Source organism: Paenibacillus sp. PL2-23 (genome assembly GCF_040834005.1).
In the GTDB taxonomy this organism is placed as follows: Bacteria; Bacillota; Bacilli; order Paenibacillales; family Paenibacillaceae; genus Pristimantibacillus.
The window spans coordinates 1059946-1086940 of sequence record NZ_CP162129.1 but is presented as its reverse complement, the minus strand read 5'-3'; the positions used below and the strand labels follow the sequence as shown (position 1 = coordinate 1086940).

16 protein-coding genes and 1 pseudogene are annotated in these 26995 nt (G+C 59.6%); 7 read left to right on the top strand and 10 right to left on the bottom strand.

Translation table 11 applies throughout. The features are described 5' to 3' along the window. Nucleotides 1–161: 161 nt before the first annotated feature. From AB1S56_RS04660 to AB1S56_RS04635, 6 genes are read right to left on the bottom strand one after another with little or no spacing between them, the layout of a single operon-like run. Nucleotides 162–599 carry a PaaI family thioesterase gene (locus tag AB1S56_RS04660; protein ID WP_340870526.1) on the bottom strand — a complete coding sequence of 146 codons (438 nt, stop codon included), beginning with the start codon at nt 597–599 and terminating at the stop codon, nt 162–164. Beyond that, nucleotides 596–2629, bottom strand: coding sequence for an AMP-binding protein (locus AB1S56_RS04655; RefSeq protein WP_340870527.1), 2034 nt, complete (start codon nt 2627–2629; stop codon nt 596–598). Before AB1S56_RS04655 ends, AB1S56_RS04660 begins: the two co-directional genes overlap by 4 nt. Nucleotides 2630–2644: 15 nt before the next feature. Continuing rightward, nucleotides 2645–4435 (bottom strand): acyl-CoA dehydrogenase family protein, encoded by a 1791-nt coding sequence (locus AB1S56_RS04650; RefSeq protein ID WP_340870528.1) that lies wholly within the window; start codon nt 4433–4435, stop codon nt 2645–2647. Between the two features lie 32 nt (nt 4436–4467). Beyond that, nucleotides 4468–5673, bottom strand: a complete 1206-nt coding sequence (locus AB1S56_RS04645) for an acetyl-CoA C-acyltransferase (RefSeq protein ID WP_340870529.1) — start codon at nt 5671–5673, stop codon at nt 4468–4470. A gap of 16 nt (nt 5674–5689) precedes the next feature. Then, a complete protein-coding gene (locus tag AB1S56_RS04640) occupies nt 5690–8101 on the bottom strand; it encodes a 3-hydroxyacyl-CoA dehydrogenase NAD-binding domain-containing protein (protein ID WP_340870530.1) in 2412 nt (803 codons plus the stop codon). Nucleotides 8102–8134: 33 nt separating this feature from the next. Continuing rightward, nucleotides 8135–10399, bottom strand: a complete 2265-nt coding sequence (locus AB1S56_RS04635; protein ID WP_340870531.1) for a (Fe-S)-binding protein — start codon at nt 10397–10399, stop codon at nt 8135–8137. Nucleotides 10400–10664: 265 nt separating this feature from the next. Here AB1S56_RS04635 and AB1S56_RS04630 point away from each other — a divergent pair, with 265 nt between their 5' ends. Continuing rightward, nucleotides 10665–11477, top strand: coding sequence for an electron transfer flavoprotein subunit beta/FixA family protein (locus tag AB1S56_RS04630; protein ID WP_340870620.1), 813 nt, complete (start codon nt 10665–10667; stop codon nt 11475–11477). Nucleotides 11478–11593: 116 nt separating this feature from the next. Then, nucleotides 11594–12589, top strand: coding sequence for an electron transfer flavoprotein subunit alpha/FixB family protein (locus AB1S56_RS04625; protein WP_340870532.1), 996 nt, complete (start codon nt 11594–11596; stop codon nt 12587–12589). A 153-nt stretch (nt 12590–12742) separates the two neighbouring features. On the opposite strand, the gene AB1S56_RS04620 is transcribed toward AB1S56_RS04625, so the two are convergent. The 3 genes from AB1S56_RS04620 to AB1S56_RS04610 all read right to left on the bottom strand — a co-directional run bounded on the left by AB1S56_RS04620 (nt 12743) and on the right by AB1S56_RS04610 (nt 15340). Beyond that, nucleotides 12743–13417, bottom strand: a complete 675-nt coding sequence (locus AB1S56_RS04620) for an SOS response-associated peptidase (RefSeq protein ID WP_340870533.1) — start codon at nt 13415–13417, stop codon at nt 12743–12745. Nucleotides 13418–13517: 100 nt separating this feature from the next. Continuing rightward, nucleotides 13518–14369: a helix-turn-helix domain-containing protein gene (locus tag AB1S56_RS04615; protein WP_340870534.1), complete on the bottom strand. Its 852-nt coding sequence runs from the start codon at nt 14367–14369 to the stop codon at nt 13518–13520. A 167-nt stretch (nt 14370–14536) separates the two neighbouring features. Further along, nucleotides 14537–15340: a hypothetical protein gene (locus tag AB1S56_RS04610; RefSeq protein ID WP_340870535.1), complete on the bottom strand. Its 804-nt coding sequence runs from the start codon at nt 15338–15340 to the stop codon at nt 14537–14539. Nucleotides 15341–16202: 862 nt separating this feature from the next. Between AB1S56_RS04610 and AB1S56_RS04605 the strand changes: the two genes are divergently transcribed. The 4 genes and pseudogenes from AB1S56_RS04605 to AB1S56_RS04590 form a co-directional block, all read left to right on the top strand. Next, entirely contained in the window at nt 16203–17357 is a 1155-nt protein-coding gene (locus AB1S56_RS04605) for an exosporium glycoprotein BclB-related protein (RefSeq protein ID WP_367903466.1), read from the top strand. 437 nt (nt 17358–17794) lie between these two features. After that, nucleotides 17795–18919 carry a collagen-like protein gene (locus AB1S56_RS04600; protein WP_367903430.1) on the top strand — a complete coding sequence of 375 codons (1125 nt, stop codon included), beginning with the start codon at nt 17795–17797 and terminating at the stop codon, nt 18917–18919. A gap of 491 nt (nt 18920–19410) precedes the next feature. After that, complete coding sequence (locus tag AB1S56_RS04595; RefSeq protein ID WP_367903429.1) at nt 19411–22152, top strand: beta strand repeat-containing protein; 2742 nt, start codon at nt 19411–19413, stop codon at nt 22150–22152. Nucleotides 22153–22764: 612 nt separating this feature from the next. Continuing rightward, nucleotides 22765–24369: pseudogene (locus AB1S56_RS04590) on the top strand (hypothetical protein); the annotation flags it as partial. A gap of 67 nt (nt 24370–24436) precedes the next feature. Here AB1S56_RS04590 and AB1S56_RS04585 read toward each other — a convergent pair. Beyond that, nucleotides 24437–24985 carry a hypothetical protein gene (locus tag AB1S56_RS04585; protein WP_340870538.1) on the bottom strand — a complete coding sequence of 183 codons (549 nt, stop codon included), beginning with the start codon at nt 24983–24985 and terminating at the stop codon, nt 24437–24439. Nucleotides 24986–25109: 124 nt separating this feature from the next. On the opposite strand from AB1S56_RS04585, the gene ilvA reads away from it, so the two are divergent. Further along, on the top strand, nt 25110–26378 hold the full coding sequence (gene ilvA / locus AB1S56_RS04580) for a threonine ammonia-lyase IlvA (protein WP_340870539.1): 1269 nt from the start codon (nt 25110–25112) through the stop codon (nt 26376–26378). Nucleotides 26379–26995 lie beyond the last annotated feature (617 nt).

Sequence of the window (26995 nt, the reverse complement as noted above, 5' to 3'; positions counted from 1 at the left end):
ACCTCCAATCTCCTGTATGGCGAATACCGGCCGAGCTCACCTGGGAACACTGCCGGTCCTTTCCATAAATTTGCTATTATTATATCGAAACCGACAGCTACTGGCAACTCATGCCAAAAGGATGCAGGGAAGCCGATCCAGCAAGACGCTGCTGCAATGGGCTATATCACCCGATAGCTCCCGCTGCCCAGCGCCAGCAGCTTGCCGTCTTCATCCCTCACACGCGCTTCCAAAGTAATCGTGCGTCCAGTCCGATGCAGCAGCTCAGACTCGCAGAGCAGCTTACCGCCTCTGCTGCTGGCCAGGAAGTGGGTATTCATCGTTGCCGTCACCGTACTCCCCTTTGTCTCTGCCAGCATAACGTGCAGCCCCATGGCATTATCCATCAGCGACATCATTACGCCGCCATGCACAATACCAAGCAAATTCAGATGCGATGGCGTGATGTCGATGCTGATGATCGTCCTGCTTACGTCCGCTTGCACGACCTCACAGCCCAGCAAGCCCCAGAACGTTCCCTCGGCGCGTTCTGCCAGACGGGCGAGCTCGCCTGCTTCCTGCGCGCTGCTCCCCAACCCCTTCTCATCCATGCCGCTCATTCCTTCCCTTTGGCCCCCGCCTCTTCCCCCTCCAGCTCCTCCTCTGCCAGCTTCCTTCGCAGCACCTTACCGATCATCGTCTTTGGAAGCGTTTCCCTAAAGGCGTAGTAATGGGGCACCTTGTACGCTGCCAGACGATCTCTGCACCAGCGATCCAACTGGCTGCGGGATACCTGCCATCCCTCCTTGAGCACAATGAACGCTTTGACCGTCTCGCCCCGATAATCGTCCTTCACACCAATAACGGCCGCTTCGCGTACAGCGGGATGCTCGAACAGCACCTCCTCGACCTCTCTCGGGTACACATTGAACCCGCTTGCGATAATAACATCCTTGATACGATCCATAATGGTAAAATAACCATCTTCATCCATCGTGGCGAGATCGCCCGTTCGAAGCCAGCCGTCAACCAGCGTCCTCGCCGTGTCCTCGGGACGATTCCAGTACCCCTTCATCACCTGCGGCCCCCGCACCACAAGCTCCCCGAGCTGGCCCGGAGGCAGCCGCCTGCCTGTCGTCATATCCACTACAGCGGCATCCGTATCCGGGAACGGAATGCCAATCGTGCCGATCTTGCGCAGCCCCCAGATGGGATTGGCATGTGTGACCGGCGAGGCCTCCGTCAGACCGAAGCCTTCGATCAAGCGACCGCCGCTGAGCGCCTCGAATTGCTCCTGAACCTCCAAAGGCAAGGCCGCCGAGCCGCTGATGCACACGTTGACGGAGGAGAGATCCGACTTTTTCAGATTGGCATGATTAATAAGGGCCACATACATCGTGGGAGCGCCTGGGAAAATCGTCGGCTTCCGATCCGTTATGGTTTTCAGCACGGTCTCCGTCTCGAAGCGAGGCAGGAGAATAAGCGAGCCCGCCCGCAGCACGGACATATTCATCAGTACCGTCAAACCGAACACATGAAACAGCGGCAGCGCCGCCAGGAACCGCTCCTTGCCATCCTCAGCCTTGTAGCACCACGCTGACGTCTGGAACGTATTGGCAACCAGATTGCGATGCGTCAGCATAACGCCCTTCGGCGTACCTGTCGTGCCGCCGGTATACTGCAGAGCAGCCAGCTCCTCGCCCTGCGGCAATGCCGCGGGGTCCACCTCCAGCCCGCTCCCTCTCATCAGCTTGCGATAAGCCAATACGCCGTGCTTACCGTAAGGAATGTCGTCTCGGAAGCCTTCCTTGCGCTGCTTGATGGGGTAGAGCATGCTTTTGGGGAAAGGCAGCCCATCCTTGATCGAGGTGACGATTACATGCTTCAGCTCCGGGACAGGACCCAGCTCCGGCTCCTCGCCTCTCGTCCTGGCTACGCGGGCATATAGCAAATCCAGCGTGATCATGGCGACCGCTCCGCTGTCCTTCAACTGATGCTGAAGCTCCCTCTCCACATACAGCGGGTTAGTCTGAACGACGATTGCGCCAGCTAATAACACGCCGTAATACGCGATAACAGCCTGCGGACAATTCGGCAGCATAATCGCCACGCGGTCACCGCGCACGATGCCAAGGGAGGCGAGGCCTCCCGCAAGCTTGCGGGAGGCAGTGTACAGCTCCCCGTATGTCATTGTTTTGCCCAGAAAATACAAAGCGTTGCTGCCGGGATAGCGCTCCGCCGCATCGCACAGAAACTGCGCTATGCTGCAGGTCGGGTAGGTCAGGCCTTGAGGAACCTCATTCGGATAATGCCGAAGCCACGGCCGCAGAAGCGGCTCCTCGGCAGGTTCGTTGGGCTCAGCATCAACCTCCGCAGTCGGCTGGGCTGACATGTCAGGTTCGTTCGGCTCGGCATCAGCCTCCGCAGTCGGCTGGGCTGACATGGCGAGTTCGTTCAGCTCTGCATCAGCCTCCGCAGCTGGCTCGGATGATATGGCGGGTTCATTCGGCTCTGCATCAGCCTCCGCAGCTGGCTCGGGTACCACGGCGGGCTCCTGCGCCTCCTGAGCGGGGCTCTCATTTGCGGCATCCTGTTCTTCGGCTCGCGACTGTTCGGGTACAAGCGGGTCTTCCGGTCTAAGCGGTTCCATTCATGCTCTCCCCCTCTACACGACATATTGCTCACTTCGAATAACCAGGGCCGCAATATTCCGCTTCAGCGATATCGTATCCGCCAGCGGCGCCCGCATCAGCTTCTTCAGCACGGACAGCTGCATCTGCAAGCCGTCTCCGCGCTCCAGGGCAGACAGCGCAGTCTTGGCAAGCCCTTCGATCTTCTCCATCGCCTCCTGTACGAACACCTCCGTCATTAATGCGGCAAGCTCCGCCTCCCCGGCGCCTCTCCCCCGGAGCAGCTTCTGCGAGCGCAGCAGGACGCTCTCCATCGCGAAGATCTGAATCATGAGGTCGGCTAATACGCAAAGCACCTCCTGCTCTTGTTCAAGACGCGTACCGAGCTTTTGCACGGCAAGGCCGCCTACAGCCAGGAACGTTTTTTTGGCTTGTGACACTCGGTATGCTTCCTTGCTGAGAGGCTCCGAGAAATCCGGCAGCGGCATCGGTCCAAGCAGCTCCCTCGGCAGAGCCTGCGCCTTCTCCAGCAGCGGCAGCTCGCCCTTCATCGCCTTCTTCAGCAGCGTGCCCGGAATAAGCATGCGATTGATCTCATTGGTCCCCTCAAAAATACGGTTAATGCGGGAATCGCGGTAGATTCGCTCCACCTTGTACTCGCGGACATAGCCGTACCCGCCGTGAATCTGTACCCCCTCGTCAATGACGCCATCCAGCGCCTCCGAGCCAAACACCTTGACGATGGAGCACTCAATCGCGTATTCCGCGATCGCCTTAGCCGCCCGCATGCCCGCGCCTTCGCTATCCGCCTCGTCTCCCTCCGCTCCGGATTCCCGCAGCGTCTCGTCAATGAAGCCGGCCGTCCGATAGATCATGCTCTCCAGCGCAAACGTACGAATATTCATATCCGCGAGCTTCGCGGCAATGAGGGGGTAGCTGGAGATCGTCCGCCCAAATTGCTTGCGCGTGTTGGCATAAGCGGCGGCCAGCTCGATTGTCTCCTTGGAGGAGCCCAGGCAGGCGGCACCGAGCTTGAAACGTCCGATGTTCAGAATGTTGAACGCGATATGATGCCCTTTTCCGATCTCACCAAGCACATTCTCAACCGGCACAGGAACATCCTCGAAGAACAGCGGGCACGTCGAAGAGCCCTTAATGCCCATCTTATGCTCCTCCGGTCCGACGCTGAACCCCGGCATCGTCCGTTCGACAATAAAAGCGGTGAACCTCTCTCCGTCGACCTTGGCATAGACAATAAAGACGTCGGCAAAGCCCGCGTTCGTAATGTACAGCTTGGAGCCGTTCAGCACATAGTGAGTGCCGCTCTCCGAGAGCTTCGCGGTTGTTCTCGCGCCAAGCGCGTCGGAGCCGGAGGCGGGCTCGGTCAGGCAATACGCCGCAATCTTTGTTCCCATCGCCAGCTCCGGCAAATATTTGCGCTTCTGCTCCGGCGTTCCGAAGAAGACGATGGGCAGCGTGCCGATGCCGGTATGCGCCCCCACCGACAGCGCGAAGGAGGACGCTCTCGCCATCGTCTCCGCCAGCAGCGTCGTGCTCACCTTGTCGAGCCCGATGCCTCCGTACGCCTCCGGGACATCCGCCCCCAGCAGCCCCAGCTCCCCTGCCTTGCGCAGCAGTCGGGTCGTCAGCTCATAATCCAGCCCCTCGATCGCCTCGTCGTTGGGCACGATCTCCGCCTCCAGAAATTGCTGGGCCGCCAGTGACATCATGCGCTGCTCCTCCGTGAAATCCTCAGGCGTCACGACAGATTCCGGCCTGCTGTCCTCCACGATAAACCGTCCGCCGAATCGCTTCTTATCCGTCATCCCAGTGTCCTCCCTTCCGTTGTCATGCTGCGCTAGGGCGCGCATACCTCCAGCACGCCTGCCGCGCCCATGCCGCCGCCGATGCACATCGTGACGACGCCAATGCCTCCCCCTCTTCTTCTCAGCTCGTGAATGAGGGAGACAGACAGCTTCGTCCCTGTGCAGCCCAGGGGATGGCCCAGCGCGATAGCGCCGCCATTCACGTTGACTCGCTCCGAATGAAGCCCCAGCTCGCGAATAATAGGCACGCATTGCGCCGCGAAGGCCTCGTTCAGCTCGAAGAGGTCCACGTCCTGCACCGCCAGGCCGGCTCGCCGCAGCGCCTTCGGCACAGCTTCGATCGGCCCGATCCCCATCACCTCGGGAGCGACGCCGGCCACGCTGAAGCCCCGGAACACCGCAAGCGGCTGGAGCCCCAGCTCGGCAGCCCGCTTCCTGCTCATAACGACGACGGCAGCCGCTCCGTCGCTCATCTGGGAAGCGTTGCCCGCCGTGACAGTACCTTCCCGCGCGAAGGAGGGCTTCAGCGGAGCAAGCGACTGCACCGTCGTCTCCGGTCGCACTCCCTCATCCACGGCGAAGGAGAATGTCTTCTCCCACGGCCTGCCATTGTCATCCGTGCCCGATCTCCGCGCCATGATGGGAACAATCTCTTCCTGAAACCGGCCTGCCGCAATGGCAGCCGCGGCCTTCTGATGGCTGAGCGCAGCGAACGCGTCCTGCTCCTCCCTCGTCACGCCGTAGCGTCTCGCAACCTCCTCCGCCGTATGTCCCATGCCCATATAGACCTCCGGCATAGCATCCACAATGCCGGGATGCGGCGAGAGGCGAAAGCCCGTCATGGGCACATGGCTCATGCTCTCAACGCCCCCCGCGATGATCGCGTCAGCCTCTCCTAGCCGAATGCGCTCTGCCGCGTAAGCGATGGATTGCAGGCCCGATGCGCAGAAGCGGTTAATCGTCACCGCCGGCGTTGTGACCGGCAGCCCCGCATACAGCGAGATAACACGCGCCATGTTAAGCCCCTGCTCCCCCTCTGGCATCGCGCAGCCGATGATGACATCCTCTATCGCCTCAGGGGACAGCTCCGGCAAGCGGCTCAGCGCCCCCTGCACGACCGCACGCCCCAGATCCTCCGCTCTGGTCTCCGCGAGACTGCCTTTATTCGCTTTGCCTGCCGCCGTCCGCACCGCGGAGACGATGACGGCGTCCCGCTCATGGTCGGTGAATTGGCTCATCGTAATCCCCCTTCGCTTAATTGCGCAGCGGCTTGCCGGTTGTCAGCATATGGCTCATCCGCTCCTGCGTCTTCCGTTCCCCGCATAGGCTGAGGAACGCCTCGCATTCCAAGTCAAGCAAATATTGCTCGCTCACCTCACAACCTGGCTTCACATCGCCGCCCGCCATCACGTGCGCCAGCTTCGCGCCGATTAAGGCGTCATGCTCGCTGATGCTGCCAGACAGCCGCAGCGCCTGAACGGCCAGCTTGAGCACCGCCTTGCCCTCTCTGCCGGCCACGGCGATCCGCTCCTCGGGAGGAGGCGCGTAGCCCGCGCGGTCCAGCTCCAGCACCGCTCGCTTCGCCTCCGCAATGCGTGCGTCCTGCTGCATAATGACGCGATCCTGCGGCCGGAGCAGCCCCAGCTTCGCCGCCTCATGTCCGCTCGTCGACGCTTTGGCCATGGCGATTGTCTCGAAGAGGGCGTTCAGCGGCGCCTGCAAATCCCCGCCCCCAGCCGCTCTGGCTCGGCTAGCGGCGAGCGCAGCCGCCTCCTTGCAGCCCCCTCCAGCTGGAATAAGGCCTACCCCTGTCTCTACCAGGCCGAAATACGTCTCCGGAGACAATATAATCTGATCCGCCGGCAGACACGCCTCCACGCCGCCGCCGAGCGTCATCCGGTGCGGAGCCGCGACGACAGGGCGATCCAGTCTCTTGAGCCGGAGCATGCTGTCCTGGAAGAAGCGGATAATGTCCTCGACCTCCTCCCAATCCCCATTCTGCGCCTCCATAAGCAGCAACATCAGATTGGCGCCCACGCAGAAGTTCCGTCCCTCGTTCGCAAGCACCAGCCCCCGCCAATTGCGGCTCACCTCCTGCACCGATTGGCGGATGGCAGTCAGAATTTCTCCGCCGATGGCGTTGTTCGGTGAATGAAAGGCCAGGCAGGCCACATCATCCCCGATATCTATGAGGCTCGCGCCAGGCGTGGACAACACCGTCCGGCCGGAGGCTTGAAGCGCGGCCAGGGAGATGGCATCCGCCTCCGTCATCTCGGCGGTATAGCCGCCCTTCCCCGCATAATACCGCTTGTGTTCGCCTTCCTTGTAGAGGCTGTCATGCCCTTCCGCCAGCCATGCCTCCACCCATTCCGGTATGGCCTCGCCCTCGAGCTTCATGCGGGCGACGGAGCTCTCCAGCCCGATGGCGTCCCACAGCTCGAACGGTCCCAGCTCCCAGTTGAAGCCCCAGCGCATGGCGCGGTCAATATCCGAGATGGAGTCGGCGATCGCGCCAACCTGGGAGGCCGCATACAGCAGCGTCTTCTTGATTGTTGACCAAGCGAATTCGGCATGCTTGTGCGACGGATCGGCCGAGAGAAGCGCCTTGGCCTTGGCTGCCGCCCCCTTCGCCGCCTTGGCCCCATCGATGACGGGCGAGCTGACCCGAATCGGTTCGCCATAGACAAGCGTCTGAAGGTTCAACGATTCGATTCGACTCCGGCCGCCTTCTCCGCGCAGCTTGCAATAGAACCCCGAGCCGGACTTCTCTCCGAGCCTGCCCTGCGCGACAAGTGACACAAGAATATTCGGCCGCTGGAACATCAGGCGCTCGGCCTCGTCAATGCTTCTCTCCCGAACGTTGTCCACGACATGGAGGAGCGTATCCAGCCCCACCAGATCCAACATGCGGAAGGTCGCGGTTTTGGGCCGGCCCATCGCGGGTCCCGTCAACGCGTCTGCTTCCTCCACGGTCAATCCGCAGCGCAGGGTATCCGCCAGCGTGACCAGCATGCCGTACGTGCCGATTCGGTTGGCGATAAAATTCGGCGTATCCTTGGCTACGACGACGCCTTTGCCCAGCCGGGTCTCGCACAGCTCCTTCAGCAGCGCCACTGTCTCGGGACTGGTATCCTCCGTCGGCACGACCTCGACCAACTTCATATATCTGGGCGGATTGAAGAAATGCGTTGCGGCAAAATGCATGCGGAATTCATGGCTTCTCCCCTCCGCCATGGACGCAACGGACAGCCCCGACGTATTCGTAGTGACCAGTGTGCCCGGCCTTCTCGCGGACTCGATCATCCCAAGCACTTCCCGCTTGACGTCCAGGCGCTCTACCACCGCCTCTACAATCCAATCGGCATCGCCCAGCAGGGAGTGATGATCGCTCAGATTGCCCGGCGTCAGCCGCTTCACCCAAGCGGGATCATACAGCTGCGGAGGCTGAGCCTTCGGCATTCTGGCGATGGCGGCGGCGGCCAACCGATTGCGCACGGCCGCGTCCGCAAGCGTCAGCCCCTTCCTCTCCTCCTCCGCCGTCAGACTGGTCGGCGCGACGTCAAGAAGCGCCACTCTCATGCCCGCGTTGGCCAGGTGGGCGGCAATGCCGGCGCCCATCACGCCCGACCCTATTACTGCGGCGCTGCGTATTGAACTGGCTTTCATCTGCTGGGTCACCTCGCTTTTCCTCATTCGTATTTAATCCCCGAAGACGCTCTCCGCCAGCAGCTCGGCGATATCCCGAGCCGCGACGCGGCCTCCGTCGTCCAGCGCCTTCAACCCGTCCTCCATCATCGTCAGGCAATACGGGCAGGCGGAGCTGATAATGGACGGCTTCACCTCCAGCGCCTGCGCCGTCCTCGCGTAGTTCACCCGCGTTCCGGCATGCTCCTCCATCCACATCAGACCGCCGCCCGCACCGCAGCACATGCCTGCGCTCCCGGAGCGTTCCATCTCCTCCAGCTCAACGCCCGGGATAGCGCGCAGCAAGAAACGCGGCGCCTCATAGGCCCCATTGTAGCGCCCCAGATAACAGGAATCGTGTACCGTCACCCGCTCCTCCAGCGCGCACCTTGGCATCAGCAGCCCCTCTCGAACGAGGCGGGCCAGCAGCTCGCTGTGATGCTCCACTACAACTTCGCTGCCAAGCCCGAAGTCGGGGTATTCATTCTTGAACGTATTGAACGTATGCGGGCAAGCGGTCACGATATGCCGCACCTCATACCGCTCAAGCGTAGCGATATTGTCCCGGCACAGCTCCTGGAACAGCAGCTCGTTGCCGATTCGGCGCGCTGTGTCGCCTGAGCTCCGCTCCTCGTTGCCCAGCGTCGCGAAATCTACGCCCGCCTTGGTCAGCAGCCGCACCAGGTCGAACAGCGCGCGCCTGCTGCGTGAGTCGTAGGCTCCCATGGAGCCCGCCCATAGCAGGATGTCCGGAAGCGCGCCCTTCGCTTTGCGCTCCTCCATCGTCTGCACTCGTATGCCGGTGCGCTGCTCGCAGGCCTCAATCCAGGCGACTCTCTCACCTCTGGGAAGCCCCCACGGGTTGCTCTGCCGCTCGATATTCTGAAGTGCCCGCTGCCCGTCGGCGGGCAAGCGGCCTTCCATAAGCACGAGATGACGGCGCATGTCGATGATTTTGTCCACGTGCTCATTGCCGACCGGGCATTGCTCCTCGCAGCTGCGGCATGTCGTGCAGGCCCACAGCTCATCCTCCGTCATAACGTCGCCGATCAGCTCAAGCTCCTCCGCCTTGGCGCCTTCGCGCTTGGCCCAAGCCGCCGCTTGCGCCTTCATCGTCGGCATAATGTCCGTGCGAAACATGTCGTCGCCCTCACTACCCGCTGCCCCTGTCGGAATGACCGCCCCCATCACATGAGCGTGCTTCACGCCGTAATCCCGGCCCGCCCATAGACTTGCGGGAAGCCACGGCGACTTGGACGTAAGCGCGGCGCCCTTCTCCGTCAGATGGTCGCGAAGCTTCACGATCATATGCATCGGCGACAGCAGCTTGCCGGTGCTTGCTGCGGGGCATACATTCGTGCATCGACCGCATTCCACGCAGGCGTACAGGTCGAGAAGCTGCTTTTGGCTAAAATGCTCGATTTGGCCGGCGCCGAACGACTCCGCCTCCTCATCCTCCAAATTCAGCGGGGTTAGCCGCCCGTGCGGCTCATTGCGGCGAAACCACAGATTAAGTGGCGCTGTCAGAAGATGAAAGTGCTTGGATTGCGGCACATAGACCAGAAATCCCAGCAGCACCAGCAGATGCAGCCACCAGAACAGCTCGAACCCGGCATGAGCCAGCGGGCCCGCTTCCGCTGCTCCCGCTAACAGAAACAGCCGTGACAGCGGCTCGCTGACCGGCGCGTACACGTCCGGCACGACCTCCGAAGCGCCAGCCGCCAGCCGCTCGAAGGACAGCGTCAGCAGAACCGTCAGCATAAGAGAGCCGATAAACCACATGACAAGCGAGGGCTTCCAGCCCCTGCCCAGCCTCGGCAGCCGCTCGATGTAGCGTCTGTACGTACTGTACGCGACAGCCGCCAGCACCAGCGTAACCGTCACCTCCTGCGACCAGGAGAAGGCGTGGTAATAAGGGATAGGCAGCGCCTCTCCTCCCGCCAGCCCCTTCCAGATCAGATCAACGGCACCGAATTGCAGCATAATGAAGCCATAAAAATATACCAAGTGCATCAAGCCGCTCCGCACGTCGTTCAGCAGCCGGCGATGGCCAAGCACCTCCCTGGCAAAGCTTTTGCCCCGAGCAGGCTTATGTCTCTCGAATGGGACGGGAACGCCGAGCCTCATATACCCGATTCGTCTGCTCACCACCGACGCGAACAACCAGACGGCGCAGACCACGACAGCCCCGAACAGCGCCCACCGAATCCACTCCACGCTGCGAGGGTAAGCGGCCAGCCATACGCCGGAAGCCTCCACAGCCCCCCAAATGACAGCCATACGCATCGTCCCTCCTTCCTGCTCCTTGATGCCCCGCTTCTGCGGCATGAGCGCTTGCTGAGGCGGGATAGGACAAGCTAGTAAAGCGCTTACAAAAATATCCGCGGTGCTCCAAGTATATGATTCAAGGTCAGTGAACATGCTTGGCGCCAGCTCTCTGTAAGCGGTCTATTCATGGCCCCCGGGGCATAAGGTAGCACTGATGGACAGTCAAATCCTTCTGCCCGGTCCGTCCGGGACAGAGCTTCTGAAGGAGGCTCCACTGATGAGAATCGTCGTCCTGCTTAAGCAAACCTTCGACACCGAGGAGAAAATAATCGTCACGCCGCAAGGCGTCGATGAAAGGCAAGCGAAATTCGTCATTAACCCTTATGACGAATATGCGCTGGAGGAGGCGCTTCGCCTGAAGGAGCGGATGGGCGGGGAGGTCATTGCCGTCACCTGCGGCGCGGAGCGCGCGCAGGAAGCACTCCGCGCGGCGCTAGCGGTCGGCGCGGACGAGGCGATCCGCCTGGATGCCGGCGAGCTGCCGGATGACAGCTACGTCATCGCTCTCGCGCTGGCCGAGGCCATCCGGCCGCTCTCGCCGGACGTGCTGCTGGCCGGCCTGTTCGCCGTGGATACCGGGGCGGGCAGCGTCGCCCTGCAGGTCGCCGAGCGGCTGGGGCTGCCTCATGCCTCGGCGGCGGTCAAGCTGAGCATCGGCTCCGCCGCCGAGCTCGGCATCCAGCATCCAACAGCGGCCGAGCGTTATGCGCTGGTGGAGCGCGATGCCGAGGGCGACACGGAGACGGTCGCACTCCCGCTGCCTGCCCTGATCACGGCGCAGCAAGGCTTGAACGAGCCGCGTTATCCCTCTCTGCCCGGCATTATGAAGGCGAAGAAGAAGCCGCTTCGCACCATTAGCCTGGGCGAGCTCAGCCTGCCGGCCAACACCCTGGGCGAGGCGCGCTCGCGCCAGGTCAGCCTGTTCCCTCCGCCCCCCCGCGCCGCGGGCAAGCGGATTCCCGGCGCGCCTGCCGAGCAGGCGGCGGAGCTCGTGAAGCTGCTGCGCTCGGAAGCGAAGGTGCTGCCATAGCTGAAGCGGCCGTCAAGCAGACAACCCGAAACCCATAAGCTGCTGCGCTCGGAAGCGAGGGTGCTGCTTTAACCCGAGCTCTAACGCCGAGTTATGAACGAAAGGAGCTGTATCGTGTGGCCAGAACGATACTTGTATACGCCGAGCGCCGCGACGGCCAGCCGCGGCGCGTCGCTTACGAGGCGCTGGGCGCAGCCAGGCGCCTCGCGGGCGAGGACGGCGAGGTCCATGCCGTCCTCGCCGGGTCCGCAATCGCGGCGGAGGACGCTGCCGCGATGCAAGCCCGAGGGGCGGACGTCGTGCACATCGCCGACGATCCGGCCCTCGGGGATTACGCGCCCGAGGCGTATAGCGCCGTGCTGGGCGCGGCCATGGATGCGGTAAGGCCGGACGCGCTGCTGCTCGGCCATACCGCGGCGGGGCGCGAGCTCGCGCCCCGCGTGGCCGCGGCCTATGGCGCCGGCCACGTCGCAGACGTGATCGCCATCGAGCCGGATGGCAGCGATGGCGTCTTGTTCGTCCGCCCGCTCTACGCCGGCAAGGCGTTCGAGCGGCGCAGCCTAGCCCCGGGCCACCCGTGGGTCATCACGGTGCGCCCGAACAACCTGCCGCCGACGGAACCGGAGGACGCCGGCGGGCGCGGCGGCGGCAGCGTGCGGGCGCTGGCTTACGCGCCGCCGCCGCTCTGGACCGCCGTGCGAGGCGTGCTTCGCCGCGCTGGCGGACAGCTTGACCTCGCCGAGGCCGACATCGTCGTGTCGGGCGGCAGAGGCGTGCGCAGCGCGGCGGGCTTCGAGCCGCTGCGGGCGCTGGCCGCGGCGCTCGGCGGCGCGGTAGGCGCTTCGCGCGCCGCTTGCGACGCCGGCTACTGCGACTATGCCCTGCAGATCGGGCAGACGGGCAAGGTCGTGACGCCGCAGCTGTACATCGCCTGCGGCATCAGCGGCGCGATTCAGCATCTCGCCGGCATGAGCCAGTCGCGCACCATCGTCGCCATCAACAAGGACCCCGACGCCCCGATCTTCGGCATCGCGGACTATGGCATCGTCGGCGACCTGTTCGAGGTGGTCCCTCTGCTCACCGATGAAATCCATCGGACCCGCTCAGGCTAACCCGGCTAGCGGACGCGCTGCTGCTCCACTTTGAACGATTTTTCGTTCAAATCCAGCACTCGCAGCGCTTTCCAAGAGATCTTCACAAAACAAAAAAAGTCCCCTGCCCGGCCAAGCTGGCTGCAGGGGACTTTTTATTGAGCTGTTGTGCAATTAAGCAAAATCAGGGATCGCGATTTCCCGGATGCAATCCGGGGCTTCGTACCATTCGTCGTGAACGGCGTTGGTGACGGGATAGGAGCGCATCAGGTAGCCCTCCGGCGCCTCCAGATGCTTGCGAAGCCTGCTGTAATCCGTCAGTCTCGGATTCAGCCAGTCCTCCACGCCCTCCTCGTCAAGCGCGACGGGCACGCGGGGCTGCCAGCCCGACATAGCGCCTGACGACGCCGCGGTCAGCATCGTAACGGCCCGCACCTCCTTGCCGTTCACATGGCGCCAGCAATCGTAGATGCCGGCGATGGCAAGCAGCGGCTGAGTGGGCACAACCGTATGCATCGCTCTCGGCTCGCGCTCCTTGCCGAACTGCTTCTGGCCATAGAAGCCGCTGCAGGGAATGATGCAGCGCTGGCGCTCCACCATTTTTTGCAGGAAAGGCTTGGAAGCTAGCGTCGCAAAATCCGTATTCACGGAATCTTTTGCCCAGAACGGAAACAGCCCCCAACGGGACTCCTGCAGCACTCGCGTCTGATGGCGATCATTCATAATAATGGATACCGTCTGAGTTGGCGTCACATTGAACCGGCTCGAGTGCCCGTGCACCACCCTCTGTATTCCGAATCTATCCATCATATCGCCAATCTCCGCCGTCAATGAAAACCGTTCAATCATCGCCACTCTCTCCTTCTGCCCTTGGCTGTGTCATTGCAACCAGTTTTTGTAGGAGAGAGGAAAATTATTCATAAGGCCGGAATATGCGCAAAAAACATACTTAAGTCGTAAAGCGCTTCCTGAACTTCAATGGCGACATGCCCGTGTGGGCCGCGAACAGCCTGGAGAAATGCGGCGTCTGCCGGAATCCCGTTTCCTCCGCCACTCTCGCGATATGCCAGTCCGTCTTAATGAGCAGCAGCTTCGCTTGATCCAGCCGATAATACAACAAATATTGCTGAGGCGTGCAGCCGAACACCTCCGTCATGCACCTGGTTATGTAATTCGTATGCAGCTCCATCGCTTCGCTGAGCATGGTGTTGCTGATCGGCGAACGATAGTTCAGCTTCAAATAAGCGGCGGCTCTCTCCGCTATGGACACCGCGGCTTTGGCCGCGTCGGAGCGCCAGCCCTCGTCCAGCATCTGCAGCAGATGCAGAAACCGCTGCTGGCGGTCCCAGAACGCCCCGTGCGTCGAGCTTTTGGCAGCATCGTGAAGCTGCGAGAAGATGAGCTTGGCTTCATCGGGGTAGGACAGTCTCATCCTCTTGGGCAGACGAATCGCGTATGTATAGTAGTCGCCCCGTATGGAGCCTGGCTGATTATCCGCCGTCTCCTCCCAGGCGCCCACCGTCTGGAAGTGCACCCAGTCGAATACCGTCTCCTCCGAGCATGGGCGGAAGGAGTAATGCCACCGGTCCGGGCGCAGGATGAGGACGTCTCCCGGCGTCAGCGTCCATTTATTATTTTCCTCCGCTACATATAAGGTGCCTTCGTTCACGAACAGCAGGTCGAACACCCCGAGATTCGTCCGATTGGGATGCTCCTCCCCGGGCTGATAGGTAAGCCTGTTGGATTCGATAAAAAAAGGCAGAGGCGGAGAACGAAAGGTTAGCAATAAATCGTCTGGCAAGCTGATCTCTCCTTGGATGCGCTTAGGACAGGCATCTTGGTGAATACTGCCATGTTACTTGAATCGACAAGCTTTTGTCCATACTCTTATTGAGGGTTCTGCTCTCAAAAAAAAGAAAAGCTCCGTTTCCCCTAATGGAAGAAACAAAGCTTCGAAAGGACGCCCTCCTATAGCTCCAGCATCCGAACGCCCTGGAATAGGGTCGCCATATACAGCTTGTTGTCGCGACAGTCGACGTCCGTCACTGGAAAGCCGAGCTGAACCGACAGCAGAATCAATCGGTCAGCCACATAGGCGAGCTTATACAGTCCTTGATCCGTGCACACATAAGTGTCCCCATTCCGGGACGCCACGGAGAAAATAAATTTGGCGCCGAATTGAATGCGCTCGAATTGCCCTCTCTTATCCCCGACAAGCAGCTCTCCCTGATCCGTCGCCCCGATCAAATGCCCCCGGTATACCGCAAGGCTTGTGACGCTGCGATGAAGCTCGAAGTGAGCCCAGTCGTCCATGAATCGATCATAGAGCGAGATGCCGCTGTCATGCCCGACAATGACGTATTGCGGCAAATTGAGAAAATCGTGCACCCGCTTGTCTTCGCAGCACAGCTGGCCCCACTTGGAGCCGGTGCGGATCCAGATTCCGTCATCCGTTGCCGCGTAGCAGGCTCCTCCTATTCGCTTGTACTGGTAGCAGGGCAGCGCGAGACCGTCCCTCTCCCAATGCTCGCCCATCCATTCGTACAGCCCCGAGCTCGTGCAAGCATGAAGCAGCTCGTGGTGCAGCTGCAGACGATAGATGCTTGTGGTATCCGGCAGCCCCGTACCCAGCTTATCCCAATTCTGAGCCCCGTCGATCTCGTAGACGCCATGTCCTACAGTCGCGGCGAACACGCCGAACGGACTTGTTCTAATAGAGGAAAAGGGGAACAGCATCCAGTTCCAGGGCTTCTTCGTTTCAGTATGCATCATTTACGCTCCTATCTGCGAGAGAGCTTGCTTCAGGCTCTCATGATTGCTATTGTCATTCGTTCCTGCATCTATGTCCTAGTTAATTGATAATTATTATCACTTATATTGTTATGATAAAGATTCTCAACAGCTCTGTCAACCTCCATTGCATGCTCAGGTAAGCCCGTCACCCCCCGCTTCTCCCGTGCTTCAGCCGACATAAGCCGCCCATTTTTGCAAAAATGGATGTTTGCCCAGCCGCCCGCCCTGATAAACCCAAGCAATTATATATACCCGCCCGTAAACTAAAGAAATCACCTAGGAGGTGCTCCAACTGAATTATTCTTGCAATCGCAATTGCCGCAAGCGCCGTTTGAGAAAAAAAATCGTAAGCATCCAAGCCTATAAAGGAGGCAAGTCCTCCACCATGCGTAAGAAAAGCAAAAAGCTTCACGCTTCCAGAAGAAAAAAAATATCCGTCAAGCCGAAACGCGCTAACACTTCGCACTTGGAGCTGGAGCTGGACGCGACCAGGCACCGTGATGGAGTAATGGGCCCCCCCGGACCGACCGGACCAACAGGCGACACAGGCCCGATGGGACCAATGGGGCCTCAGGGCGAGCGTGGCAAACGGGGTCCGGAAGGTGACCGAGGCAAGCGTGGACATACCGGTCCGACTGGACCTGCGGGCCCTGCCGGAGGCCCTCCTGGAGCGACCGGACCTACTGGCTCTCAAGGTCCCGTGGGACCACAAGGACCTGCCGGCGCGCAAGGCCCCGTCGGCCCTCAAGGACCGCAAGGCGGCCAAGGCGAGCAAGGCCCGCAAGGACCAGCTGGACCACAAGGACCTGCCGGACCGCAAGGCCCTCAGGGCGCTCAAGGCATGGCTGGACCGCAGGGACCTCAGGGCGCTCAAGGGCTGATCGGCGCAACGGGAGCGGCTGGCGATAGAGGCGCGACCGGCGAGACAGGCGCCGAAGGTCCTCCAGGACCCGCAGGCGTTCAAGGCCCGCGCGGCAACACAGGCGCCACTGGTCCAGTTGGCGCCACTGGTGCAACCGGCGAGCAAGGTCCCATCGGACCTCAGGGACCGCAGGGCGAAGCCGGCACTCAAGGCGCGGCTGGACCAGCAGGACCCCAAGGCGCGGCTGGACCAGCAGGACCCCAAGGCCCGCAGGGACCTATGGGGCCTCAAGGTCCAATAGGCTATACTGGCGCCACTGGAGCGCCCGGAGAGGCTGGTCCTGCTGGAGCTGCCGGACCAACTGGCGCGACGGGAGCTACGGGGGCCACCGGGGCTACTGGGGCTACGGGTGAAGGTCTCCCAGGTCCAACCGGAGTTACGGGAGCAACGGGCGCGACTGGCGCGACAGGGGCCACAGGTCCGGCCGGAGTTAATGGCACAGACGGAGCGACGGGGGCGACTGGCGCAACAGGGGCCACGGGTCCAGCTGGCGCGGATGGAGCCACGGGTCCAACCGGTCCTGTGGGTGCTACAGGCGCGACAGGGGCAGCGGGCGGTTCCTTCCTTGTGCCGTTCTCATCGGGACTTCCTATTGAGGTTACTACCCTTGCCGAGGGCGTTGCAGGCATAGCGGGCTTGATTGGCTTTGGCCTGAGCGCACCTACGCTTGATACGCTTGGAGCAACCATAGATCTGACCGGCGCAACCGGCACGCTGCTTAATTTCTCGTTCCCCCTGCCAAGAGCCGGCTATATTGAATCGATCGCCGCATTCTTCAGCACTACGGTTCCGCTGAATCTGATCGGATCGGCTATAACCCTACGCGCGCAATTGTATCAGTCCCTAGCGTCCAGTAATGTTTTCGAGCCGATTCCGGGTGCCGAGGTGCTGCTCTCCCCTTCTCTCACCGGCGTGCTTGATCAAGGGTCGACGTGCAGCGGATTAGCAAGCGATCTGCAGATTAGTGTGGCGGCCGGCACTCGCCTGCTTCTGGTATTTTCCGCTACTGCTGGAGGCGTAACCCTCATCCACTCGGTTTCGGGATACGCAAGCGCAGGCATTACAATTGTGTAAGTGAATATTCAATTAGGTCTGGCGCTCTGGCGTCAGACCTGTTTTTTTTGGATATGCGAATGCACATTTTTAACTGAAATGACGAAATTCGATAGCTTACATACCAAACGCACATACAATTTGAATCTATGAACCGTACAATAATCTAATTCAAGAGGAGGTGTATGAAACTGGATTCTCTATCTCGCAAAAGGAAATCGGCTAAGTTGATAAAGACCAAGCCGACATCGAAGAAACGTATAATAGCCGTTGCACCTAAAAGCGCGGAAAGCTCCAGCTGTCATCACAAGAAAAAGAAGAAAAAGAGATGCAGGCATCGCAATCTATTCAAAGTCACAGGCCCTATTGGATCTGCTAAAGTTCCCTTAGGCGGCACATTAAACTTTGAATCGGACACTATTGATATCGTCGTGACTGAGGGCTCAGCGAATGTTCGTATGGAGGTTCAGCAAGGACAGCAAGGACCTCCTGGACCGACCGGTCCTCAAGGACCCGAAGGACCTCGTGGTCCAAGGGGCAAAGAAGGTGAACGTGGCAAGCGTGGAAGAGACGGTGCGGAAGGACCTCCGGGACCTCCTGGCATTCCAGGGATGCCGGGACCAAGAGGTGCAACCGGCGCAACTGGCGCGACGGGTGCAACTGGCCCATATGGGGTTGGACCAACGGGTGCGACAGGTGCAACGGGTGCAACTGGCGCGACAGGCGCGACTGGACCTTATGGAGTTGGACCGACCGGCGCGACAGGCGCGACGGGAGCTACCGGACCTGAAGGGCCGATGGGACCGACGGGACCTTACGGTGAAGGACCGATGGGACCAACTGGACCTGAAGGGCCGATGGGACCGATGGGACCGATGGGGCCAACTGGCGCGGAAGGTGCGACTGGACCCGAAGGGCTGATGGGGCCAATGGGACCGATGGGGCCAACTGGCGCAGAAGGTGCGACTGGACCCGAAGGGCCGATGGGACCAATGGGACCGATGGGGCCAACTGGCGCAGACGGCGCAACTGGACCCGAAGGACCGACGGGGCCTGCTGGACCGATGGGATCGATGGGACCGACTGGCGCAACTGGGCCCGTCTTAACAACCGAAGGCTTCTCCGCATTCACGACTGCTGCTGAAGTCGCAGCAACCCAGCAAATTACTGACTGGTCCGTAGCCGACCCTTACTTCGGAGACAGCAGCTTTGATCCCGTTACTGGTGTCTATACAGTTCCGCAAACAGGCAGATATTTAATTAGCGCTACAGTTGGTTATACAACAACAGCGGCAGCCAGCGTAAGCCTAGGACCGGACATTAATCCTGCCATTGTCGTTCGCAGAACTTCCGACGCCACCGACTTAATTACAGGCCTTTTCCCTGTTCTTAATGTGAACGTGGCATTGGTGTTAACGCTTCGGACAATTCTCGGTAATGGAACTGTTACTTTGGCTGGTGAAGTAGAGCTGACTGCTGGCGAAACTATCGGACTGTTTTATGAAGCAGACGGGTTAACTGCAGCTTTGGATTTGGGCGGAGCAGGCAGCGGGATCTGCTGGTCTATTAACCAATTAACCTAATTGAAATCAATCAGCATGAAACTCTTAAGACCTTGCTCGCTCCATATAGCGAACAAGGTCTTTTTGAAGATATAAGAAACTATAAGTTTTCTCTATACTGGGCTTATATTTCAACGCCAACCGTATGCTGCTCCGCTCAAGGACGGCACAGCCTTAACGCTTGAGTAATACAACATTCTCACAACCCCTTATAAGAGCACATTTTTCCATTTCAGAACAATAAAATTGCTATCACTTCCTGAACGTACATACATTTGCAAACTATCAATCGTACTATAAACCAATCTCAGAGGAGGTGCATGAACCTGGATTCTTCTAAACACAAAAAGAATACCATCAAACTAATTAATAAGAAGCTCACTGCGAAGAAACGTCCAACAGCTGTAGTATCCAAAAGCGGAAAACGTTCAGTGATCAACGGCCACACAAAAAAATTATGCAAACGAAAACTTTTTACAGTAACGGGTCCAGTAGGCGAGGCAACAGTCGCTTTGGGCCAAAACTTAAATTTTTCTTCTGACACGATTGACATTGTCGTAACAGATTGTCCAGCCAATGTACGTCTTGAAGCTCCGCAGCCTATACCAGGACCGACGGGATCGACAGGACCGACGGGACCTACTGGAGCGACGGGACCTCGTGGCAAGGAAGGCGAGAAAGGCAAACGTGGACCCGAAGGGCCTCCTGGACCTAAAGGTGCAACAGGTACGACTGGCTCCACCGGAGCGACTGGTGCGACTGGTACTACAGGCTCCACCGGAGCGACTGGTGCGACTGGTACTACAGGCTCCACTGGAGCGACTGGTGCGACTGGTACTACAGGCTCCACTGGAGCGACTGGTGCGACTGGTGCAACGGGCTCAACTGGAAATGACGGGTCTACTGGGGCTACCGGTGCGACTGGACCAACAGGACCGACTGGTGCAGATGGTGCGACTGGCGCAACGGGCTCTAACGGAGCAACTGGAGCGACCGGTGTAGACGGCGCTACTGGACCTACTGGTCCAACAGGACCGACAGGCGCGGATGGTGCTACGGGGGCGACTGGTGCCGATGGGGCGACTGGCGCGACAGGTGTAGACGGCGCTACTGGACCTACCGGTCCAACAGGACCGACGGGCGCTGATGGTGCTACGGGGGCTACTGGTGCCGATGGGGCAACAGGAGCGACCGGTGCAGACGGTGCTACTGGACCTACTGGTCCAACAGGACCGACGGGCGCTGATGGTGCTACGGGGGCGACTGGAGCCGATGGGGCAACTGGAGCGACTGGTGCGGACGGGGCGACTGGTCCAACAGGACCCACAGGACCGACGGGCGCTGATGGTGCTACGGGGGCGACTGGAGCCGATGGGGCAACTGGAGCGACTGGTGCGGACGGGGCGACTGGTCCAACAGGACCCACAGGACCGACGGGCGCTGATGGTGCTACCGGTGCTACGGGGGCTGACGGAGCTACTGGCGCGACCGGCGCGGACGGCGCTACTGGTCCAACAGGACCCACAGGACCGACAGGCGCTGATGGTGCTACCGGTGCTACGGGGGCTGACGGAGCTACTGGCGCGACCGGCGCGGACGGGGCGACTGGTCCAACAGGACCCACAGGACCAACTGGCGCGGATGGTGCTACGGGGGCGACAGGTGCCGATGGGGCGACTGGCGCGACCGGTGCAGACGGCGCTACTGGACCTACTGGTCCAACAGGACCGACGGGCGCTGATGGGGCTACCGGTGCTACGGGGGCTGACGGAACAACTGGCGCGACCGGCGCAGACGGCGCTACTGGACCTACCGGTCCAACAGGACCGACGGGCGCGGATGGGGCGACTGGTCCAACAGGACCCACAGGACCAACTGGCGCTGATGGTGCTACGGGGGCGACAGGTGCCGATGGGGCGACTGGCGCTACCGGTGCAGACGGCGCAACTGGACCTACTGGTCCAACAGGACCGACGGGCGCGGATGGTGCTACGGGGGCTGACGGAGCAACTGGCGCGACCGGCGCGGACGGTGCGACGGGTCCAACAGGACCCACAGGACCGACAGGCGCTGATGGTGCTACCGGTGCTACGGGGGCTGACGGAGCAACTGGCGCGACCGGCGCGGACGGGGCGACTGGTCCAACAGGACCCACAGGACCGACGGGCGCGGATGGGGCGACTGGTCCAACAGGACCCACAGGACCGACGGGCGCGGATGGGGCGACTGGTCCAACAGGACCCACAGGACCAACTGGCGCTGATGGTGCTACCGGTGCTACGGGGGCTGACGGAGCAACTGGCGCGACCGGCGCGGACGGGGCGACTGGTCCAACAGGACCCACAGGACCGACGGGCGCGGATGGGGCGACTGGTCCAACAGGACCCACAGGACCAACTGGCGCTGATGGTGCTACCGGTGCTACGGGGGCTGACGGAGCAACTGGCGCGACCGGCGCGGACGGGGCGACTGGTCCAACAGGACCCACAGGACCGACGGGCGCGGATGGGGCGACTGGTCCAACAGGACCCACAGGACCAACTGGCGCTGATGGTGCTACCGGTGCTACGGGGGCTGACGGAGCAACTGGCGCGACCGGCGCGGACGGGGCGACTGGTCCAACAGGACCCACAGGACCGACAGGCGCTGATGGTGCTACCGGTGCTACGGGGGCTGACGGAGCAACTGGCGCGACCGGCGCGGACGGTGCGACTGGTCCAACAGGACCCACAGGACCGACGGGCGCGGATGGGGCTACGGGGGCGACTGGTGCCGATGGGGCAACTGGAGCGACCGGTTCAGACGGCGCTACTGGACCTACTGGTCCAACAGGACCTGCCGGGGAACTCGACAGCTTCGTTACAGCTTGGAGAGAATTCGCTGGTCCTGGCACCGACTCCATCCCTACACAAACAGCTATCGGTTACACGGACGGATTCTCGGTCGGAACAGCATTCGCAACATTCACTCCACCAGATGATACGTTCACAATTCTGGAGAACGGGTATTACGAGGTTAATTTCACGATTCATAATTCAGGCAACGCAATGGGGTTTGATCTGGAGGTAGATGGTATAGCAACCACATCTCTGCCTTTCACAGGTCAAGGTGGCGGGCCCGTATCAGGTGAAATTATCGTATTAGTCACATCTGCTCCTGTTACGCTTCAACTCGTGAACGTGGATAGTAATCAAACAAACCTGCAAAATGATACTAATGCTACTATTGTCATTAAGCAAATTAGCACAGTATAGCGATTAAATTTCAATCTTTCTTTAGACCCTCCTCTAAAGGGGGCTGAGAACCTTATTCTCAGCCTCCTGAGTATTATAAAAGGCAGTTTTCTGGACCCGCTAACATTCTTACCTACCCAGTTTTATTGAACCTAATCTGTCGTTAAACCAGAGTGGGGTTCTACCAGCTTCTAATTATTGAAGGAAAATGGTGTGAAAACAACCACTATGCTTCTACTTCATCTATTTTGACTACAAAATAATAATCCCACTTCCCAAACACACATACAAAATCAATCTATGAAGCGTACTATAATCCAATCTCAGAGGAGGTGTATGAAACTGGATTCTTCTAAACGCAAAAAGAAAACCATCAAACTAATTAATAAGAAGCTCACTGCGAAGAAACGTCCATCAGCTGTAGTATCCAAAAGTGGAAAACGTTCAGTTATCAACGGTCACAAAAAGAAAAAATGCAAAAAATGCAAACGAAAATTTTTTACAGTAACGGGTCCAATAGGTGAAGCAACTGTTGCTATGGGCCAAAACTTGAATTTTTCTTCTGACACGATTGATATTGTCGTAACAGATTGTCCAGCCAGTGTACGTCTTGAAGCTCCGCAGCCTATACCAGGACCGACGGGACCGACAGGACCGACAGGACCGACGGGATCTACTGGAGCGACGGGACCGACAGGACCTCGTGGCAAGAAAGGTAAGAAAGGCAAACGTGGACCCGAAGGGCCTCCGGGACCTAAAGGTGCAACGGGGGCGACAGGTTCTACTGGCGCTACTGGCGCTACAGGGGCGACAGGCTCTACGGGGGCGACAGGTTCTACTGGCGCTACTGGCGCTACAGGGGCGACAGGCTCTACGGGGGCGACAGGCTCCACTGGAGCGACTGGTGCAACTGGTGCGACTGGTACGACAGGCTCCACTGGAGCGACTGGTGCGGACGGGGCTACGGGGGCGACTGGTGCAGATGGTGCAACTGGCGCGACCGGTGTAGACGGCGCTACTGGACCTACTGGTCCAACAGGACCGACGGGCGCGGATGGGGCTACGGGGGCGACAGGTGCCGATGGGGCGACTGGCGCGACCGGTGTAGACGGCGCTACTGGACCTACCGGTCCAACAGGACCGACGGGCGCGGATGGTGCTACGGGGGCTACTGGCGTAACAGGGGCTGACGGAGCTACTGGCGCTACCGGCGCGGACGGTGCGACTGGTCCAACAGGACCCACAGGACCGACTGGCGCGGATGGTGCTACGGGGGCGACAGGTGCCGATGGTGCTACTGGCGCGACCGGGGCAACGGGGGCTGACGGAGCTACTGGCGCTACCGGTGCAGATGGCGCGACTGGACCGACTGGTCCAACAGGACCGACGGGCGCTGATGGTGCTACAGGTGCGACAGGTGCCGATGGTGCTACTGGCGCTACCGGTGCAGATGGCGCGACTGGACCTACTGGTCCAACAGGACCGACGGGCGCTGATGGTGCTACAGGTGCAACTGGTCCAACGGGGGCTGACGGAGCTACTGGCGCTACCGGTGCGGACGGCGCAACTGGACCTACTGGTCCAACAGGACCGACGGGCGCGGATGGTGCTACTGGCGCGACCGGTGCAACGGGGGCTGACGGAGCTACTGGCGCTACCGGTGCAGACGGCGCAACTGGACCTACTGGTCCAACAGGACCGACGGGCGCTGATGGCGCTACGGGGGCGACCGGGGCAGACGGAGCAACTGGCGCTACCGGTGCAGACGGCGCTACTGGGCCTACTGGCCCAACAGGACCGACGGGGCCAACAGGACCTCCTGGGGAAGTTGATAGCTTTGTTACAGCATGGAGAGAATTCGGGGGTCCTGGAACGGACTCCGTTCCGCCGGAGACACCTATCGAATTCACCGATGGCTTCTCAGTCGGCACAGCATTCGCCACATTCACACCGCCAGATGACACGTTCACGATTCTGGAAAACGGATATTACGAAGTCAACTTCACGGTTCATAATGCAGGCAGTGTAATGGGCTTTGATATTGAAATCGATGGAACGGCCGTCACTTCCCTCCCGTTCACTGGTGAAGGTGGTGGACCTGTAACAGGCGAAATTATAATAGCCGTGACAACCGCCCCTGTAACTCTACAACTCGTGAACAGCGACACCCTCAATCCAACTCTCCTGCAAAATAACACAAACGCTACGATTGTTATCAAGCAGATCAGCACGATATAACGCAGTTTTGACAGCAAGGGAGGCCGGGCACACAATGCCCAGCCTCCCTTATGTGTTGATATTTTTTTCAAAACGGCAGCTTCGCCCTGAATAACACCCTGACCTGTCCGTCCTCGAATTGAACCTCCTTGACCGAGACGATCTCCCCCGTTGGCAAGTCAAGCGGAACGATGATGGTCTCCAATGAATGATCAGGCAGCTCAAACCCTTTTACAAACAATCCTTGCGGGCGCAGCGCCAAGCTCGGCTCTTGCCATTCCAGTCGGTACTCCACCTTCATTTGTGCCGACACAAGCTCCATGTATGTCACGTTCAAATGGGCGATGAGCCGGTCACCCTGGAGCTCGAATCTCGCTCCGTCCAGCACTACATGATCGGCGATGTCCCGCTCCAGCCGCTTTTTGATCAGGTTATTAATATCCTGTTCCGTCAGCACAAGCTCCAGCTTCAAGCTCTTGGCCATCTCCAGCGCCTTCCCTCGAATATCAACGGAATCGTAGTTCAAATCAAGCTGTTCATCTGGCGCGATGTACGCAAGCAGCCCCCAAAGCGCCACCGCCAGGACGACGATTAATACGATAAATGAAAGGAATAGACGTTTGAACCATTTGCCCACGCTTGCTCTCCTCCACCCTGCCCCTATATTTTAAGACTCGTGCCCACATTATGACTAACATAATGGTATAATGAATCATCTAAAAGTTAAAGTTTTATCGCATGCTGGAAGGATGGGTTGCAAGATGGGAGCTGGATCTCATACTTATCATAGAATTGGTCTTGAGGAAATCGTACAGGCGCAGATGCATCTGAAGGATGTGATCTCTCGTACGCCGCTTCAATATAATAGGGTTTTGTCTGAGCGCTATAACTGCCAGGTTTGGCTGAAACGCGAGGATCTACAGGTGGTGCGTTCCTTCAAGATTCGAGGAGCCTATCATCTTATGCGTTCGCTTACCCCGGAAGAGACAACCAAAGGCGTTGTTTGCGCGAGCGCGGGCAACCATGCCCAGGGCGTTGCATATTCTTGCCAAGCTCTCGGGATTCCGGGTAAAATCTACATGCCTAGCACTACGCCAAGACAAAAGGTGAAGCAGGTGTCCTTCTTCGGAGGAGACATGGTGGAGGTTATCCTGACCGGCGATACGTTCGACGATGCCTATGCGGAAGCCATTGCGGAGAGCAAGCGATGCGATATGGCCTTCATTCACCCCTTCGACGATCGCAAGATCATTGCAGGCAACGGAACCGTCGGCCAAGAGCTGATGGAGAAAGCAGAAGCAGCTCCTGATTATATTTTCGTAACAGTTGGGGGTGGCGGGCTCGCTGCAGGTGTTGCCTCCTATGTCAAAACGGTATCTGCAGAGACGCAGATTATCGGCGTTGAGCCAGAGGGCGCTCCTTCTCTCCGCGTTTCGCTGGATGCCGGCGAGGTTGTGCCTCTAGAGGGGATCGATAAGTTCGTAGACGGCGCAGCTGTCAAAAGAATTGGCGATCTAACCTTCGCGATATGCCAGGAGCTGCTTGACGATGTCATCGTTGTGCCTGAGGGCAAGGTTTGTACGACGCTGCTGGATCTCTACAACGAAAACGCCATTGTAGCTGAACCGGCTGGGGCGCTCCCGATCGCTGCGCTTGATGCTTACCGTGACAGCATCGCGGGCAAGCGAGTCATATGTGTGGTAAGCGGCGGCAATAACGACGTGGACCGGATGCAGGAAATCAAGGAACGTTCGCTTATTTACGAAGGATATAAGCATTATTTTATGGTCAGCTTTCCTCAGCGCGCGGGTGCCTTGCGTGAATTCCTTGACCAAGTGCTGGGGCCCAACGACGATATTACCCGCTTCGAATATACGAAGAAATCGAACAAGGACAACGGCCCTGCCCTCGTCGGCATCGAGCTGAAGCACCGAGTTGACTATGCGCCGCTCGTCGACCGCATGCAGAAGAAGGGCTTCCAGTTCGTGGAGCTGAACAAAGATCCCGTCTTGTTTAATTTGCTTATTTGAGTAGTGCCGCCTGCCTGCAGGCAAGGAAGCAGCCCGAGCCTTTAAGCTCGGGCTGTTTGGTTTGCTGTAGATTTCTCGTTACAGTGTGCTGGTACGGCCCGTTTGGTGGAATAACGACATCTCGTGTGGCTACTGAGTAAATTAGCTGCTCCTGAGGCGCAACAACGACACCTCGTGTGGTTGCTGCGTGCCGGACGCCCCTTTTGGTGGAATAACGACATCTCGTGTGGCTACTACGCAAACTAATTGCTCCTGAGGCGCAACAACGACACCTCGTGTGGTTACTGCGTGCCGGGACGCCCCTTTTGGTGGAATAACGACATCTCGTGTGGCTACTACGCAAACTAATTGCTCCTGAGGCGCAACAACGACACCTCGTGTGGTTACTGCGTGCCGGAACGCCCCTTTTGGTGCAATAACGACATCTGTGTGGCTACTACGCAAACCAATTGCTCCTGAGGCGCAACAACGACACCTCGTGTGGTTGTTGCGTGCCGAAACGCCCCTTTTGGTGCAATAACGACATCTCGTGTGTCTACTATGCATACTAACTGCTCCTGAGGCGCAACAACGACACCTCGTGTCGTTGCTACGTGCCGGGACGCCCCCTCGGCTGC

Excerpts from the sequence above, each read along its gene's own strand:
- AB1S56_RS04660 (WP_340870526.1), bottom strand. The coding sequence starts at position 599 with ATGAGCGGCATGGATGAGAAGGGGTTGGGGAGCAGCGCGCAGGAAGCA.
- AB1S56_RS04655 (WP_340870527.1), bottom strand. The coding sequence starts at position 2,629 with ATGGAACCGCTTAGACCGGAAGACCCGCTTGTACCCGAACAGTCGCGA.
- AB1S56_RS04650 (WP_340870528.1), bottom strand. The coding sequence starts at position 4,435 with ATGACGGATAAGAAGCGATTCGGCGGACGGTTTATCGTGGAGGACAGC.
- AB1S56_RS04645 (WP_340870529.1), bottom strand. The coding sequence starts at position 5,673 with ATGAGCCAATTCACCGACCATGAGCGGGACGCCGTCATCGTCTCCGCG.
- AB1S56_RS04640 (WP_340870530.1), bottom strand. The coding sequence starts at position 8,101 with ATGAAAGCCAGTTCAATACGCAGCGCCGCAGTAATAGGGTCGGGCGTG.
- AB1S56_RS04635 (WP_340870531.1), bottom strand. The coding sequence starts at position 10,399 with ATGGCTGTCATTTGGGGGGCTGTGGAGGCTTCCGGCGTATGGCTGGCC.
- AB1S56_RS04630 (WP_340870620.1), top strand. The coding sequence starts at position 10,665 with ATGAGAATCGTCGTCCTGCTTAAGCAAACCTTCGACACCGAGGAGAAA.
- AB1S56_RS04620 (WP_340870533.1), bottom strand. The coding sequence starts at position 13,417 with ATGATTGAACGGTTTTCATTGACGGCGGAGATTGGCGATATGATGGAT.
- AB1S56_RS04610 (WP_340870535.1), bottom strand. The coding sequence starts at position 15,340 with ATGATGCATACTGAAACGAAGAAGCCCTGGAACTGGATGCTGTTCCCC.
- AB1S56_RS04605 (WP_367903466.1), top strand. The coding sequence starts at position 16,203 with ATGGCTGGACCGCAGGGACCTCAGGGCGCTCAAGGGCTGATCGGCGCA.
- AB1S56_RS04600 (WP_367903430.1), top strand. The coding sequence starts at position 17,795 with ATGGAGGTTCAGCAAGGACAGCAAGGACCTCCTGGACCGACCGGTCCT.
- ilvA (WP_340870539.1), top strand. The coding sequence starts at position 25,110 with ATGGGAGCTGGATCTCATACTTATCATAGAATTGGTCTTGAGGAAATC.